Genomic DNA, 15,955 nt, shown 5'->3' with positions numbered 1-15,955 from the left:
CTCACCTCTGCTCCCGGGCCCGGCGCGGGAGAGGTCGTCGGGGGGCCGCGGGCACCGGCGGGGGCGCGGGCTCGGCGGGTGCCGCGAGCAGCGCGGCGGCCAGGGCGAGATGGAGCAGATAGGGCGAGGCGTCGCCCAGGCCGGCCTCGGTGTACGAGGCGATCGCGCAGTAGCTGATCAGGAAGATCGCGCAGGCCCGTTGCAGCGAGGGCGGTCGCAGCAGCGCGACGCCGCCCAGCACGACGATGACCGCCGCGACGAGGGTGATGCCGATCAGCCCCTGCTCGTTGTAGACCGCCAGCCAGCTGTTGTCGATGGGCAGCCCGCCGAACGACTTGTCGCCCAGGCCCACGCCGAACAGCTTCTCCGAGGTCGACCGGGGAGCGGCCAGCAGGGCGTCCCACACCTTGGCCCGGCCGGTGAGGCTGGAGAAGTTCTCCTTGCTCTGGCCGCGCAGGAACCACGCCTGGAGCATCGGGCCGAGCGCCACCGCGGCCACCACCGCGGACAGCACCGCCCAGGTGAAGAACCGGCGGGCCGCGGCGCTGGTCAGGACGAGCGAACCGATCGCCAGCGTCAGCCCGATGAACAGTCCGAGCGTGGCCGTCCGGGTGTGGGTCAGCGCCAGCAGGACGAGTGAGGGCACGATGACGACGGCCCCACTGGTCCTGTCGGTCCGGTGCCCCAGCAGGAGCAGCACGGTGAGCCCGATGATCACCGCCGCGTACTGTCCGATCTGCGGCGGGGTGAGCGGCCACAGCGCGCCGACCAGACGTCCGCCGTAGAGACCGGGCAGGGCCGCGCCCGGCGAGATGAGCAGGCCGGCGGCCACCGAGCCGAGCACCGCGAAGTACATCCGGATGTGATGCCGGACGAAGGTCAGGCCGTCGTCCCACCAGCGGCCGAGCAGCCACAGCGTGCCGGCGAAGAGAGCCAGCCGGGCGCACCGGAACAACGCGCCGAACCCTGACTCCAGATGCGCGCTGGAGATCAGGCTCGGCACCAGCAGCAGGGTGAGCAGCAGCAGGAAGGCACTGGCCCGGACGCGCAGCCGGAGATTGAGCGCCAGCGCCAGCGCGAACGCGGCGACCAGTGCGCCCATGGTGACCAGCTGGATCAGGGAGCGCGGCAGCGGGACGATGGTCTTCGCCCCGGCGGAGCCGAGGGTGTTGAGGATCAGCAGCCCCCAGACCGTGCCGACGAGCTTCGGGGTGCGGTCGGCGTCCATCTCAACCACCGTCCTGTGCGCGGAAGGTGCTGCCCGCGTCCTGCCGGTACGGCGCGGCCTGCCACTGCCCGGAGTCGAGCACCCGGCTCGGGTCGTGGGCGACGAACTTCCACGGTCCGACGTAGACGTTGTCGTGCCAGCGGTTCTGCTGCTTGAGGGTGATCGCCTCGGCCACCCGCTCACCCTGGTACGGCGACCAGTCCGGGTAGGTGCCGTAGTTGGCCAGCACCGCCATGCGGTCGCACTTCACCGTGCAGTCGAGGACCGAGGTGTCCAGCAGGAAACGGTTGTTGTGGATGTCCACCCGCTGGGTCTTCCACCGGCAGTCGGCGTAGAGGGGGGCCTCGGCGATCGCCGGGCGCGCGCAGCGGCCGGAGTGGCCCACCAGCAAGGTGCAGTCGCCGGAGGAGGTGTTGGCCGGGCTGTTGCAGAACCGGTCGGCGTTCTCCCACAGGGTGATCCCGGACCAGTTGTTCTCCAGCACGTTCCCGGCGATCTCGATCTTGTCCGTACGGGCGTGGATCCGCGGCTCGCCGCCGGACTCGGACAGATAGACCGTCGCGAACGGGAAGGTGTCACCGCGCTCGACGTACTTGCGGCCCTCCACCCAGTTGTTCCGCAGGATCGCGTTGTTCCGGATGACCGCGTTGTAGCTGGTCTCGTAGATCAGCGCGGCACCGTCGTTGGCTTCCAGGACGTTGTCCTCGATACGGAAGTCGTTGTTGTTGGTGTCCGCCCACAACCCGGTCCCGCGGTTGTCGTGCACCCAGTTGCCGCGTATGTCCGCGCCGTTGACCGCCCAGAACTTGATGCCTCCCGTGCAGCCGCAGCCCGGCCGCTGCCGCTCCCAGTCGTCGGTGTTGTTGTTCGCGATCTCGTTGCCCTCGACCACCAGGCCGCCGACCGGGGCGCCGCCCTTGTACGCGTTCATCCCGTACTGGCCGTTGCCGCGCAGACAGCTGGCGCGGACCTGCTGGCGGGCACCGGCCATCAGCCCGGCCCCGGAGTTCTGCTGGATCGTCGTGTGCTCGATCACCCACCCGTCGGCCGAGTCGTGGTTGACCACACCCTCGTTCTGCGGCGCGACGAACCCCTGCACGGTCAGGTGGCGCAGGGCGACATCGCGGCCGGTGCCGCCGAACGCGTACTGGTTGGTCTTCCGGCCGTCGAGCACCGCGCCCGGCGCGCCGAGGTAACGGTCACCGTCCTTGGGGATCACCTGCGCGTAGCGGTCCGGTTCGAGGCGGTGCCTGCCCGGCCGCAGCCAGAACGTGGTGCCCGGGGGACTGCTGCGGGTCTTCGCGGCCAGGTCACCCACCACTGCGGGATCGACCGTGACCGAACCCGCGGGCGCGCTCTTCGGACCGGGCGCCGGTTTGGCGCACACCCGGGGCACCGACCGGGCCGCGGACGTGGTGGGCCGGCCGGTCGGCTCCGCCGCCGGGCCGCCCGGCTTGCTCACACAGCCCGCCGCCAGCAGGGCCAGCGCCAGCGGTCCCGCCGCCCACGCCCAGGGCCGCCTCCTGGATCCCACGCTGCCCCCTAGCCGTGGAACCCGAGCACGGTGGTGAACCGCTGCCCGCCGTCGGCGACACCGGTGCCGACCAGCGTGGTGGCGGGTTCCCTGCGCCCGAATCCGGGGGAGTACCAGCCCAGGGGCGGATCGCTCTCACCGCGGTGCGCCCGCCAGGACAGCTCCCCGGGCAGCTCCAGCACCGCCGAGCGGTCCTCGCCGTCCCGGGTCCAGGTGAGCCGCGCCCGGTTGCCCACCAGGTCCGCGCCGATCGCCGGGCCGAGGTGGAACGCCAGCCGCACCGGCCGGCGCGGACCGTGTTGGCCGCGGACCTCGTCGACCACCCTCAGCTCGCCGGTCGCGGCCGTCAGCTCCACCGTGCGGCGGTGCACCGAGGGCAGGTAGCCGTCGTGCTCGGCACACCAGCGGGCCACACCCCCCTCGGAGGTCCCGGCGGCCAGCACCCGGCTGCGGGCGTGCCGGGTCCACAGGAACGGGCCCCCGGAGACGGACTGGTCGGCGCCGTCCAGGCCCAGGGTGTTGTGGCCGAGGGTCGACCGGAAGTACCGCCGCCACTCGGGCTGCCCGTGGTAGCAGTACGTCCCCGGGTCCGCCAGCACGTCGACCCCGTCGTGCCGGACCTCCACGGACAGCGCGTCCGCGTGGGCGTGCGCCGCGATGGACAGGAAGCCGTGCGGACCCCCGTCGCAGCGGCACCAGATCTCCCCCGGGCCGCGCAGGATCGTCATCCCCGCGTCGGCGAAGTGGTGGGGCCTGCTCGCCGGGCGGGACACGGCCGGTGCGGTCGCCTCCTTCGCGTACGGCCGGATGAGCGCGGCCAGCAGGGGGGTGCGCACATCGCCGCTCGTTACCGCCGGCCACCAGGCGAGCCGGCCGAACACGGCGTCCCCGGTGGCCAGCAGCGAGGCCCAGCGGTCGGTGCCCGCGCCGTCCAGGACCAGTCCGTGGCCTTCGTCCGCGTCCCCCTGGCGCGGTGGACGCAGCCGGTTGTCCACGACGGCCGCGAGCGCGTCGGTCATCCGCAGCAGCACCACCCGGACCGTCGCGGGGACCGGCACGCCCGCGGCATCCGCCTCCGCCACGGCGGCGAGGCCCAGCTCCAGCACCAGCCCGTGGTACTCGGTGGCCAGCTCGCGGTTGAGACCGGAGAGGAAGGTGTTGCCGCGCAACTGCCGATCCAGCAGCCGCAGGGCGTCCGCCCGCCAGCGCGCCGAGGCGGGGAACCAGTCGAACGCGCAGGCCGCCGCGGCCTGCCCGGCGGCCTCGGCGATGACGTGGTTGTTGGCGGAGGAGCCCCGGCTGGGGAAGGCGGCCAGCCAGCGCTGGTGGTGCCAGATCTGCTCGCGCGCCACCGGGTTGTCCTCGAAGAGCCCGGCCGCGCCCGGCCAGCCGTCGAGCAGCCGCCGCACCCACACCCAGGACAGCAGCCGGATGCCCAGCTCGATACCGCTGGTCCAGTGCACCGAGCGCAGCGGTGCGTTGGCCGCCCACCACGACCGCAGATGCGCGGCCACCCGCTCGGCGTACCGCTCGTCCCCGGTGACCGCGTAGGCGGCGGCGAGCACCGTGAGGTACTGGTGGCGGGAGAGCTCCCAGATCTGCTTGATGTCCCCGACCGCGTCCTCGTCGCGGTACGGCACGTCGAAGGCGTAACCGCGCGGGGCCCGGCGCCCGGTCCTGGGGTCGTACGACCAGTCCGGGTCGGCCAGGTCGTCGCGTTCCACCCCGAAATACCCCCCGTGCCCGGCCATCAGCCGGTCCGCCTCGGCGACGAGGCGTTTCGCGGCGTCCGGGGGCACCGCGGCGATCGTCCCCGGGGGGAGCACCGCGGTGAACCGGGCACCGGTCACGGCCGGGCAGCGGGGCGGCGCCGAACGCCACCGCCTTCTGCGGACCGTGTCGCCCACCCGGCCGCCGACCTCCCGCGGCCCCATCCGGGACAGCCGCCGCAGATACCAGCCGGCACTTCCCGCCCGCACCGTCATCGCGCCCCCGCCAGGGTCACCGGGGCGCCACCGGCCAGCCCGGCGCGTACGGCGAGGGTGGCCGCCGTGGTGGCGACCAGCGACTCCAGCGGCACCGGCATCGGACCGCCGGTCCGCACCGCCCGGACGAACGCGGCCAGTTCGGCGGACTGACCCTTGTCCCGGGCCTTCGGCAGCCGCGAACTGACCCACCGCCTGCGCCGGCCGTCGTACACGGAGGCACGGACGAAGTCGTCGAGCCGCAGTACCTTGCCGTCCGCGACCAGGTCCAGCGTCTCCTTGGGGAAGTCGGGCGCGCCGGTGGTGACGTAGCTGATGGTGGCGGTGGACCCGTCGGGGTAGCGCAGCAGGACCTGGAGGTCCTCGTTGCCGGAGGTGCCGACCGCGTACACCGAGACCGGGTCGGCCTCCAGCAGCCAGCTCGCCGTGTCGACGAAGTGCCCGCCCTCGCCCGCGAACCGCGAACCCTCGGCGTTCTGCTGGAGATACCAGCTGCCCTGCTGCAACCGGCCCGCGTTGACCAGATAGCGCAGGTTCGCGGGCCCGGACCGGGCGCCGAACCGCTCCCTGGCCTCGCGCAGCAGCGGCGCGTACCGGCGGTTGAAGCCCACCTGCAACCGGTCGTTGCCGGACTCCTCCACCGCCGCGAGCACCCCGGCCAGTTCGTCCTCGGTGAGGGCCAGCGGCTTCTCCACGAACACGCTCTTCCCGGCCAGCAGCGCCTTGCGGGTCAGGTCGGCGTGCGAGCTGTGCCGGGTGACGACGAACACCGCGTCGATGGACTTGTCGCCGAGCACGGCGTCGAGATCGGTGGTCGCCGCGGCGAAGCCGAACTTGCGCCGGGCGTTGGCCGCGGACAGCGCCGTCGTGGTGACGACGGCCGACAGCTCGACGCCCTCGCGCCCGGCCAGATGCGGCAGCAGCATCGAGGTGGCGTAGTTGCCCGCGCCGACGAACGCCAGTCGCACCGGTGTCCCGGCGGCCCGGGACGGGGCGGACGCCGTGCCGGGGCGTCGCACCGCGGGCACGGCCACCGCCGGCGCCGGCGCCTGCGCGGTGTGCGCGGGGTAGCGGAACAGCACGGCCACGGCCTTCAGCTCGCCGTCCTTCAGCCGCCGGTACGTCTCGACGGCGTCGTCGAAGTCGGCGATGTGGGAGACCAGGGGCTCCACGTCGACGCTGCCGCGCGCGAGCAGATCGAGGAAGCACGCCAGGTTGCGGCGCTCGGTCCAGCGCACATAGCCGATGGGGTAGTCACGGCCGTCGAGCTCGTACCCCGGGTCGTAGCGCCCGGGGCCGTAACTCCGGGAGAACCGGACGTCGAGCTCCTTCTCGTAGTACGCGTTCCACGGCAGGTCCAGACGGCACTTGCCGATGTCGACGACCCGGCCGCGGTCCCGGCACAGCCGGGCGGCCAGCTCGACGGGCTGGTTGCTGCCGCCGCCGGCCGCCAGATACACCTGGTCCACGCCGTGGCCGGCGGTGAGTTCGGCGACGGCGCCCTCCACGGCCGCGGAGCCGGAATCGCCGCAGGCCACGGCGCCCAGCCGCTCGGCGAGCTCGCAGCGCACCGGGTCGGGGTCGGCCCCCACCACGCGGACACCCGAGGCGGCCAGGAGCTGCACCACCAGCTGCCCGATCAGCCCGAGACCGATGACCAGCGCCACCTCGCCGAGCTGCGGTCCGCCCTGGCGCACCCCCTGCAACGCGATGGACCCGACGGTTCCGAAGGCCGCGTGCCGGGGCGCGAGGCCGTCCGGCACCGGGGCGTAGAGGTTCTTCGGCACCCAGTTCAGCTCGGCGTGCAACGCGTGCTCGTTGCCCGCGCAGGCCACCACGTCACCGACCGCCACATCGTCGATCCCGGCGCCGACCTGCTCGACAACCCCGCACAGCGAGTAGCCCAGCGGGGTGTACGAGTCCAGCTTCCCCATCACCTTGCGGTAGGTGGCGGGCACCCCGTTGGTGGCCACGCTCTGCATGACCTTGGCCACCTGGTCCGGGCGGGAGCGGGCCTTGCCCAGCATCGACATGCCGGCCTCGGACACCTTCATGAGCTCGGTACCGGTGGATATCAGCGAGTAGGAGGTGCGGACCAGCACACCGCCCGGCTTGCACCCCGGCACCGGCACGTCGAGCACCGCCAGCTCACCGCTCTTGTAGTTCTGCACAACCTGTTTCACCCGAAGTCCCCTTGCTTCTACGCCGACAGGCGCGTGTTCTCGCCGGACCCGGAGGTCGCGCCGCGATACCAGTACTCGAGGGTCAGCACATGCCAGAGATGTTTGGAGAAGTCCCGCTGCCCGGCGGCGTCCTCGGCGACCATCCGCGCCAGCGCGTCGCGGCGCAGGAACCCGGAGCGGACCAGCTCGCCGTCGTTGACCACCTCACGCACCAGCGGCGCCAGGTCCCGGCTCATCCAGGCCCGCAGCGGGGCGCTGAACAGGCCCTTGGGCCGGTAGACGATCTCCCGGGGCAGGACCGAGAGGGCGGCCTCCTTGAGGACCGCCTTGCCCTGACGGCCGACGATCTTGGCGTCGCCGGGCACCGCGAACGCCGCCCTGACCACCTCGACGTCCACGTACGGCACCCGCACCTCGGTCGACGCGGCCATGCTGGAGCGGTCGGTGTAGGCGAGGTTGAGGCCCGGCAGGAACATCCGGGCGTCGGCCAGGCACATGCGGTTGACGAAGTCGTCGAGGCCGTTGTCCGCGTAGACGTCCGCGTGCTCGGTCAGCACGTCGTCGACCGTCCCGGCCAGATCGGGATCGACCAGGGCGAGCAGCTCCTCCTGGTCGTACATGGTGTAGCTGCGCCGGAACGCGGTCTCCTCCGGCAGTTCGGCGAAGGAGAGGAACCGCTTCGCGAAGCGCACCGAGCGGTAGCCCCGGCGCGAGGTGGCGACCGGCAGCCGGTCCACGGCCGCCGACACCCCGCGCCGCAGGGGGCGCGGCACGCGCTGGTAGCGCAGCGCCAGCAGGTTGGCCAGGTGCTTGCGGTACCCGGCGAACAGTTCGTCGGCTCCCATCCCCGAGAGCATCACCTTCACCCCGGCGTCCCGGGCAGCCGAGCAGATCAGGAACGTGTTGATCGCGGCCGGGTCGCCGATCGGCTCGTCGAGGTGGTACGTCATCCGGGGCAGCAGGTCGAGCACGTCCGGGGCGATCTCGATCTCGTGCAGGTCTACGCCGAACCGCTCCGCCACCTGCCGGGCGTAGCGCAGATCGTCCGGCATCGCCTCGAACCTGGCGTCCTCGGCGCGGAACCCGATGGTGTACGCCGAGATCCCCGGCCGGTGGCGGGCCGCCAGCGCGGTCAGATAGCTGGAGTCGAGCCCGCCCGAGAGGAAGGTCGCCACCGGCACGTCGGAGAGCAGATGCCGGCGGGTCGACTCCTCGACGACGGCGGCGAGGTCGGGCCGCTCACCGGCGCGCGCCCGCTCCCGGCCCTCGGCGGCGACGTCCTTCAGATTCCAGAACCGGCCGCGCTCCACCCGGCCGTCGGCGTGGCACCGCAGCCAGCTCCCCGGCGGCAGCTTCTCCGCGCCGCGCAGCGCGCAACGCGAGTCGGGCACCCAGTAGTACAGCAGCGAGGCCACCAGCGCCGCGTGGTCCACCTCCAGTGCCCCGCCGGTCGCCGTGGCGAGCGCCTTGAGCTCGGAGGCGAACACCAGGCCACTGCCGCGCCGGAGCAGGAACAGCGGCTTGACGCCGAGCTGGTCGCGGACGAGCACCAGCTCGCCGGTCCGCTCGTCGAAGACCGCGAACGCGAACATGCCGCGCAGCCGCGGCAGACAGTCCGTGCCCCAGCGCCGCCAGGCCTCCAGCAGCACCTCGGTGTCGGAGGTACCGCGAAAACGCACCCCGGCGGCGGCCAGCTCGGCGCGGAGTTCGGGCGCGTTGTACAGCTCGCCGTTGTACGTCAGGGCGAGGCCGTCCGAGACCATCGGCTGGGCGCCGGTCCCGGACAGGTCGATGATGGCCAGCCGGCGGTGCCCCAGGTGCACTTCGCCGTCGCCGAGGGGATGGCTGTAGCGGCCCGCCCCGTCCGGGCCGCGGTGGGCGAGGGTGTCGGTGAGCCGGTCGGTCACGGCCTTCCCGTCCGGCCACCGGTATGTGCCTGCGATGCCACACATGTCCTACCGCGCCTCCTGGTCGCTGTCCGGGACCCGCGCCGCCCACATGGGCAGCCGCTCCGTCCCCCGTCGGCCCGCCCCGCTGCGCCGGGCGAGCCGCTCGTTCTGGCCGCGCAGCGCGGTGTGCAGCCCGTCCCACAGCGTGCCGTCGGTGCGGTCGCGCGGATCTGGGTCGATCAGCACCACACCGATGACGACGATGCGCTGGTCCGCCAGCTGCCGTGCCACGGTGTGCAGCCATGCGGCGCTGCCGTGCCCGGCGCGTACGACGAGCACGGTCTGGGTGCCGAGGTACTGGAGGTCGGTCCACGCCGTGCCGGGGGCCACCGAGCCGACGCCGAGCCGCCGTTCGTGCTGCGGCGCCGCGGCGGCACCCTCGGCGCCGACCACGGTCGGATCGTCCGGCCGCCGCCGGCCGCCGGCGAGCTCCTGGCCCGGCAGACCGTCCACGACCACCACGGGCTCGTCGGCCGCCAGCGCCCTGGCCACCCCCAGGGCGAGCACGCTCGTATCGCGCGCACAGCCCAGTTCCAGCAGCGACACCGGCTCCGCGCAGCCGCGCACGGTACGGGCCAGGGTCGCGGCGAGCCGTTCGTGCGCCGCCCGGGTCCGCCGGCGCCGCCACGGCAGGTCCGGCCCGCGGGGGGCGCGGCGCAGCTCCGCGATGACCGAGGCACCCAGGTTCGCCGCGATCTCCCGGCGCAGTACGGGGCGGTCCGCCACCACCGTGCCGACCGCGGCCACCGCGAGCCCGAGGACGAGCCCGAGGACGAGGCCGACCACGGCGTTGGTGACGGCGGCCTTGGGCAGTGAGTGCCGCACCGCGCGCGGCCCGTCCACGATCTGGGTGCCGGTGACGAGCCGGGGCGCTCCGGTGCGCGCCTCGGCGGCGCGCTGGTCGAAGTCGGCGATCCGCGAGTTGAGTTCGGCGCGGCGGGCGAAGAGCGACTCGATGCTCGCCGACGCCTTCGGTCCGCTGGTCTGCGCCCGGTCCCCGATCGACTTGTTGACCTGGGCGAGTTCGTCCCGCATCCGGTCTCGCTGGTCGAGCAGCGCCTTGGCCTCGGCCTTCGCCGCCTCCTGCATCCGGCGGACGTGGTCCGCGACGAACGCGCGGGCCAGCGCCCCGGCCCGGGCCACCGCCTCCGCGTCGCTGGCCCCGGTCACATCGATCTGCATCAGGTTGTTGGTCAGGCCGGTGCCCCGGTAGCTCCGCATGAAGTCCTCGGGCTTCTCGGGGGACTTGAGGGCCTGGAGGGCCTGGCCGGCGATCCGTGTGGTCCCCAGGAGCGCGACATCGGTACGCATCAGCGTTCCGGTGTCGTTGGGCTGGTCCGCCTGGTGGGTGACGAGCACCTTGGCCACGGCGGCCGGGGGCGCCGGCCGCAGGACCGCCATCACCGCGCCCGCCAGCAGCCCCAGCAGGGCCAGGGAGGACCAGAGGCGGCGGCGTCTGCGTACCGCCACCACCAGCGCCTGGAGGTCGAAGAGCGGGGTGGCCTCCGACGGCTGGGAAGTCCTGCTCGTCACAGTGAACCTCGCCTCGCGTCGTCGCCCACCGCGATCACCGGGACGGTCTGGTGCGGGGAAGGGGCCGCGGTCCGTGCCGTGCGGGCTTGGACTGCGCAGGCGACGACGACGCCGACGACCTCGTGCTCCGCGTCCGCGCACGCCTCGGCGACACCGGCGAGGTCCTCGGCGGTCCAGCTGCCCGCGCTGAGCACGACGAGCGCGCCGGACTCGGTGCCGCGGTCCGGCACCATCGGCTGGGACACCGAGACGCCCACCACCCGCAGCAGCGGACCGCTCTTGGCCTCCGCGACGAGCTCCCCGGCGGCCAGGCGGGCGATCTCGTCCCCGTCCGGTACGACGACCAGCAGCCGCCGCGGCGCCGGGAGGCGCTCCCGCAGCCGGGCGCACACCCGGCGGTAGCGGATCCGTCTGCCCTCCTCGTCGCCGGACATCGGCGGGACCGGCATGTCCCATCGGCCGTCCAGGGCCAGCAGCCGGCGGAGCCAGGTCCACGGGCCACGGCCCTCGGACCGTCGCGCGGCCCGGTCACCGGGTACCTCGACGGTGCCCAGCAGCGTCGCGCCGAGGGCGGCGGTGATCTCCGCCTCGGTACGCAGCCGGCGGTTGACCCGGGCGGCGGCGAGATGGCCGACCACCGCGAGCAGGAGGAACAGCAGCGCCCCGGCGACGGTGAGCTGGGTTCTGGTCGGCGGTGCCTCACCGGTCGGGCGGGCCGCCGGGCCCATGACGACCATGCCGGCCTTGCTGGTCGCCGGGTCGGCCTGGTCCAGCTTCTTCATGGCCTCCTGCAACGCGGTGCGCAGTTTCTCCAGTTCGGTGCGGACCTGCACGCTCTCCACGGTCTGCCCCGGGTCCGCCGCGTTGGCGAGCTCGCTGATGCGGTGGTTGGTCTGCTCCACCTTCTGCCGCAGCGCCTCGGGGCCGGCCGCCGTGTCGGGGTCGCTGTTGTCGCCCGCGATCCGCGCGGCGAAGGCGACGAACTGCTGGGCCAGCTGGTCGGCGAGGCGCTGTGCGCCCTGCGGGGTGTCGGCCGTACCCGAGATCTTGATGATGTTGCCGTCGGTGGCCTTGGCGCTCACCCGGTCCCGCAGCGTGGCGCCACCGCCCCGCCAGCGGAGCGTGGTGGCCGCGCGGTCGACCACCGCCGAACTGGTCGCGATCTCCGCCTGGGTCAGCAGCTCGCGCTCCTCCCACTGCCCCGGCAGCAGCACCGACGCCGACGCCGTGTAACGCGGGGGGAAGAACACCGAGGAGCCGTAGCCGACGAGCGCGCCCACCACCGCCAGTACGGCGAGCAGCTGCCACCGCCTGCGGAACATACGCCCGATCGTGACCAGGCGTATCGTGTCATCGCTCAATGGCGCGGCCTCCTCACCGTTCGTACCGGGTCGGCCGCCGAGGCCGTGGTGCGCTCTCGGCAGGCGACCGCGTAGGCGGCGAGCAGCGAGGCCTGCGAGTTGCGCCAGGAAAGCTGCCCGCCGATCCGCTCCTGGCCGGTCCTGCCCATCCGGGCCCGTCGCTCCGGGTCGTCCAGCAGCAGCGCGATGAGCGCGGCGAACTCGGCCTCGTCGTTGGCGGGCGCGTAGAGGGCGGCGTCACCGGCGGAGACCCGCGCCTCCTTGAGGTCGAACGAGACGATCGGCCGGCCCATCGCCATGTACTCCAGGACCTTGTTCATGGTCGACACGTCGTTGAGCGGGTTGCGCGGGTCGGGGGAGAGGCACACGTCCGCGGTGGACAGATAGCGCACCAGATCGGCGTCCGGTACGCGCCCGGTGAACTGCACCTGCTCGGTGAGCCCGAGCCGCCGGGACAGCTCCACCATCGCGTCGAAGGCGTCACCGGAGCCGACGAACACCGCGTGCCAGTCGGTGCGTCCGAGCTCGTCGCGCAGTTTCGCCAGGGCCCGCAGGGCGTAGTCGACGCCGTCCTGGGGGCCCATGACACCGAGATAGCACAGCAGATGGGGCTTGCCGCGCTTCAACTCCGGCTCGGCCGGGACCGGTTGGAACCGGTCGGTCTGCGGTGCGCTGCGCACCACGAACACGTCCGCCGGGCGCCGCCCGCCACGGCGCACCGCGACATCACGGTAGCTCTCGTTCGTGGCGAGCACGACGTCCGCGGCCCGGTAGGTCAGCCGTTCCAGCGCGCACACGGCCCGGTAGAGCAGGTCCTCGCCGCGGTCGAACCGGGAGAGGTACAGCTCGGGCACCAGGTCGTGCTGGTCGAAGACGAACCGCGCGCCGCGCCGCTTCAGCCACAGGGCCGGCAGGAACAGCAGGTCGGGCGGGTTGCAGGCATGGACCACATCGACCCGGCCGACCTTGCGGGCCAGCCGTGCCGTGTGCCACAGCGCCGCCGCGTACTCCCGCAGATAGCCGGCCGGCCCTCCGGTGGCCGCGCGGAGCGGGTAGCGGTGGATCCGCACCCCGTCGATCTCCGCCTCCGGTTCGGTGTCGCGTTTGCTTCCCCGGGGGCAGATGACGTGCACCTCCCAGCCCGCGTCGCGCAGCGTCGTGCACTCCTGCCACACCCGCCGGTCGAACGGCACCGACAGGTTCTCCACCAGGATCAGCGCGCGCCGGCCGGGCCGCTCGCCGCCGGCTGTGTCGTCGAACGACGTGTCACCAGGCAAGGCCCACGTACCCCGGTTCGGTCCGGCGCGCCTCGGCGTCGGGAAGGCGGACGAGATCGACTATCACCGGGCCGTCGCCATGGGGCAGCGCCGCGAGCACGGCCGGGTCCCTCGTCCCGACCAGACACACCTCGGCGTGTTCGAGCACCTCCTCGACGGAGTCGGCGAGCAGTTGCGCGAGGTGGGGCAGCCGCGTCTCGATGTACTCGCGGTTGGCGCCCATCAGCCGGGAGAGGCTGACGTTGGCGTCGTGGATCTTCAGGTCGTACCCCTTGCCGAAGAGCCGCTCCGCCAGCTCGACGAGCGGGCTCTCCCGCAGGTCGTCGGTGCCGGGTTTGAAGGACAGCCCGAACAGGCCCACCCGGCGTCTGCCGGTGCGCTCGACCAGGTCAACCGCCCGCTGGAGATGGTCGGAGTTGGAGGGCAGCACATGGGCGAGGATGGGCACCGAGACATCGGCCCGCCGCGCCGCGTGGACCAGGCTGCGCAGGTCCTTGGGCAGGCAGGAGCCGCCGAAGGCGAAGCCGGGCCGCAGATAGGCGGGGCTGATGTTCAGCTTGCGGTCGGCCAGGAACACGTCCATCACCTGGTGCGAGTCCACCCCGAGCGCCTGGCACACCGCGCCCAGCTCGTTGGCGAAGCCGATCTTGAGACCGTGGAACGCGTTGTCCGCGTACTTGATGGCCTCGGCCGTGGGGACCGGCACCCGGAACACCTCGCCGGGCAGCCCGTCGTACAGCGCCGCCACGGTGTCACCGCTCGCCGGGTCGAGTTCGCCGATGACGGTCTTGGGCGGGTCGAAGAAGTCCCGCACGCTGGTGCCCTCGCGCAGGAACTCCGGGTTGACGGCGACCCCGAGCTCCACCCCGGCCGTGCCGCCGACGTATTTCTCCAGGATCGGCAGCAGCAGGTTCAGACAGGTGCCCGGGAGCATGGTGCTGCGGAACACGACGGTGTGCCGGCCCCCCTGCCCGGCCCCCTCGGCCAGCGCGGCGCCGATCTGCTCGGTGACCCGCTCCAAGTACGTGGTGCACAGGCTGCCGTTGGGCTCCGAGGGCGTGCCCACGCAGATCAGCGACACCTCGCTGCCCATGACGGCCTCGCGGACGTCGGCGGTGGCGCGCAGCGCCCCGGTCCGTACGACCTCGGCGGTGAGCTCACCGATCCGCTCCTCGACCACCGGGGCCCGGCCGTCGTTGACCAGGTCGACCTTCACCTGGTTGACGTCCACTCCGATGACCTCGTGTCCCAGACTGGCCAGGCACGCGGCCGACACACAGCCCACGTAGCCGAGCCCGAAGACGCTGACCCTCATGCCCCGTCCCTCCCGCCAGGCAGGCCCCGGCGGCCCGCGGTCCGCGCGCCGGCGGAACCCTCAAGTTGCAGTCCGTCGCGCATCAGTAGGCCCCCTGGCCGTAGAGCACCGCACGCAGGGTCTTCCACAGGATCACCGTGTCCAGGGCGAGCGACCAGTCCTCCACGTATCTGAGGTCCAGCCGGACCGCCTCCTCCCACGGCAGGTCGCTGCGTCCGCTGATCTGCCACAGGCCGGTGAGCCCGGGTTTGACCAGCAGCCGCCGCCGGATGTCCGGGCCGTACGCGGCGGACTCCTCCGGCAGCGGAGGCCGTGGGCCGACGAGCGACATCGATCCGGTGAGTACGTTGAAGAGCTGCGGCAGCTCGTCGATCGAGTACCGGCGCAGCACCGCTCCGACCCGGGTCACCCGCGGGTCGCGGCGGAGTTTGAACAGCAGGCCGGCGCCCTCGTTGCGGTCGGCCAGCGCGGCCCGCGCCCGGTCGGCCCCGGCGACCATGGTGCGGAACTTCAGGATGGTGAACTCGCGGCCGTCCTTGCCGACCCTGCGCTGACGGTAGAACACCCCACCCCGGCTGTCCGCCAGTACGAGGAACCCGACGAGCGCCATCAGCGGGGTGAACAGCAGCAGCAGGAGCGCCGCGCCCAGCCTGTCGACGACTTCCTTGACCGCCCGGCGGCCCCCGGTGAAGGTCGGCATGCTGACCCGCAGCAGCGGTATCCCGAGCACCGCGTCCACGTGCAGCCGCGGGCCGGCCACCTCCATCAGTACGGGTGCCACGACCATCTCGGCGTCGCTGCCCTCAAGGTTCCAGGCCAGCCGTTGCAGCCGGTCCGGTGACCAGTGCGGGTCCGGGGTGACCGCGACGACACGGTAGCCGTCGCGGCGGACATGGCCCGCCACGTCCGCCAGCCGCCCCACGACCGGTACTCCGTCCAACTGGTCGCCCTCGGGCCCGAGACCGTCCGTGGTGCACACCGCGTCCACCCGCCAGCCGAGGTGGGGGAACTTGCGTGTGCGGGCTATCAGGTCGCGCACGGTGGCCGGGCTCCCGGCGGCGAGCACCGGGCGCAGACACCGGCCTTCCTTGCGCTGTCGGTGCAGCCCGAGGCGGAGCAGATACCGCGCGGTCATGGAGACGAGACCGATCGCGGGTATCGCGACGAATATCCAGAGTTTGATGTTGCGCGAGGTGAGGGCGATGCCGCCGAGCGAGAGGACGACGGCCGCCGCGAACAGCGCGCGCCCGAGGCGGCGGAACTCCTCGGCGCCCTGCCCCAGCACTCCCGGGGCCCACGCCCGGCTCACCGCGAGCGCTCCCAGCACCAGCAGTTCGGTGCCGAAGGTGAGGATGCCCCACTTCTCATGCCAGTTGGCCGCGTCCCGGGCGCCGAAGAACGCGCCGATCGCCGCCACCACGAAGGCGGTGGCGAGGGTGTCGCTGGTGATCACGGTACGGCGGTACCGCTGCTCCCAGTCGGTCGCGGGCCGGCCGATGGTTTCGTCCGCCAGACGTCTTCGCGTCGGCGGAAACGGTCTGACTAGTCCACCCTGCCGCACAGGACCCCCCAGGTCGCCAGTGGTTGGAC

The 15,955-nt window shown here is 72.9% G+C and carries 10 protein-coding genes; all 10 read right to left on the bottom strand.

Features of this window, described 5'->3' with window-relative positions; all coding sequences use genetic code 11:
* Position 1 precedes the first annotated feature (1 nt).
* Positions 2-1,228 carry an O-antigen ligase domain-containing protein gene (locus ACZ5ID_RS19020; RefSeq protein WP_468899095.1) on the bottom strand — a complete coding sequence of 409 codons (1,227 nt, stop codon included), beginning with the start codon at positions 1,226-1,228 and terminating at the stop codon, positions 2-4.
* A 1-nt stretch (position 1,229) separates the two neighbouring features.
* Positions 1,230-2,762 carry a right-handed parallel beta-helix repeat-containing protein gene (locus tag ACZ5ID_RS19015; RefSeq protein ID WP_468899093.1) on the bottom strand — a complete coding sequence of 511 codons (1,533 nt, stop codon included), beginning with the start codon at positions 2,760-2,762 and terminating at the stop codon, positions 1,230-1,232.
* An 8-nt stretch (positions 2,763-2,770) separates the two neighbouring features.
* A complete protein-coding gene (locus tag ACZ5ID_RS19010) occupies positions 2,771-4,747 on the bottom strand; it encodes a heparinase II/III family protein (RefSeq protein WP_468899090.1) in 1,977 nt (658 codons plus the stop codon).
* A complete protein-coding gene (locus ACZ5ID_RS19005; RefSeq protein WP_468899088.1) occupies positions 4,744-6,930 on the bottom strand; it encodes a bi-domain-containing oxidoreductase in 2,187 nt (728 codons plus the stop codon). The genes ACZ5ID_RS19010 and ACZ5ID_RS19005 overlap by 4 nt, the downstream gene beginning before the upstream one ends.
* A gap of 17 nt (positions 6,931-6,947) precedes the next feature.
* On the bottom strand, positions 6,948-8,882 hold the full coding sequence (gene asnB / locus ACZ5ID_RS19000) for an asparagine synthase (glutamine-hydrolyzing) (protein WP_468899085.1): 1,935 nt from the start codon (positions 8,880-8,882) through the stop codon (positions 6,948-6,950).
* A gap of 3 nt (positions 8,883-8,885) precedes the next feature.
* Positions 8,886-10,412 carry a Wzz/FepE/Etk N-terminal domain-containing protein gene (locus ACZ5ID_RS18995; RefSeq protein WP_468899083.1) on the bottom strand — a complete coding sequence of 509 codons (1,527 nt, stop codon included), beginning with the start codon at positions 10,410-10,412 and terminating at the stop codon, positions 8,886-8,888.
* On the bottom strand, positions 10,409-11,773 hold the full coding sequence (locus tag ACZ5ID_RS18990; RefSeq protein ID WP_468899080.1) for a Wzz/FepE/Etk N-terminal domain-containing protein: 1,365 nt from the start codon (positions 11,771-11,773) through the stop codon (positions 10,409-10,411). The genes ACZ5ID_RS18995 and ACZ5ID_RS18990 overlap by 4 nt, the downstream gene beginning before the upstream one ends.
* Entirely contained in the window at positions 11,770-13,050 is a 1,281-nt protein-coding gene (locus ACZ5ID_RS18985; RefSeq protein WP_468899078.1) for a glycosyltransferase family 4 protein, read from the bottom strand. The genes ACZ5ID_RS18990 and ACZ5ID_RS18985 overlap by 4 nt, the downstream gene beginning before the upstream one ends.
* Positions 13,040-14,365: a nucleotide sugar dehydrogenase gene (locus tag ACZ5ID_RS18980; protein ID WP_468899075.1), complete on the bottom strand. Its 1,326-nt coding sequence runs from the start codon at positions 14,363-14,365 to the stop codon at positions 13,040-13,042. The genes ACZ5ID_RS18985 and ACZ5ID_RS18980 overlap by 11 nt, the downstream gene beginning before the upstream one ends.
* An 82-nt stretch (positions 14,366-14,447) precedes the next feature.
* Positions 14,448-15,926, bottom strand: coding sequence for a sugar transferase (locus tag ACZ5ID_RS18975; RefSeq protein WP_468899073.1), 1,479 nt, complete (start codon positions 15,924-15,926; stop codon positions 14,448-14,450).
* Between the last annotated feature and the right edge of the window lie 29 nt (positions 15,927-15,955).

The organism is Streptomyces sp. NPDC031670 (assembly GCF_055580545.1).
The sequence above is the reverse complement of the archived record's forward strand: the minus strand, read 5'-3'. Positions and strand labels throughout refer to the sequence as shown.

Coding starts and splice junctions, on each gene's coding strand:
- ACZ5ID_RS18980 (WP_468899075.1), bottom strand. CDS start 14,365: ATGAGGGTCAGCGTCTTCGGGCTCGGCTACGTGGGCTGTGTGTCGGCC.
- asnB (WP_468899085.1), bottom strand. CDS start 8,882: ATGTGTGGCATCGCAGGCACATACCGGTGGCCGGACGGGAAGGCCGTG.
- ACZ5ID_RS19020 (WP_468899095.1), bottom strand. CDS start 1,228: ATGGACGCCGACCGCACCCCGAAGCTCGTCGGCACGGTCTGGGGGCTG.
- ACZ5ID_RS19010 (WP_468899090.1), bottom strand. CDS start 4,747: ATGACGGTGCGGGCGGGAAGTGCCGGCTGGTATCTGCGGCGGCTGTCC.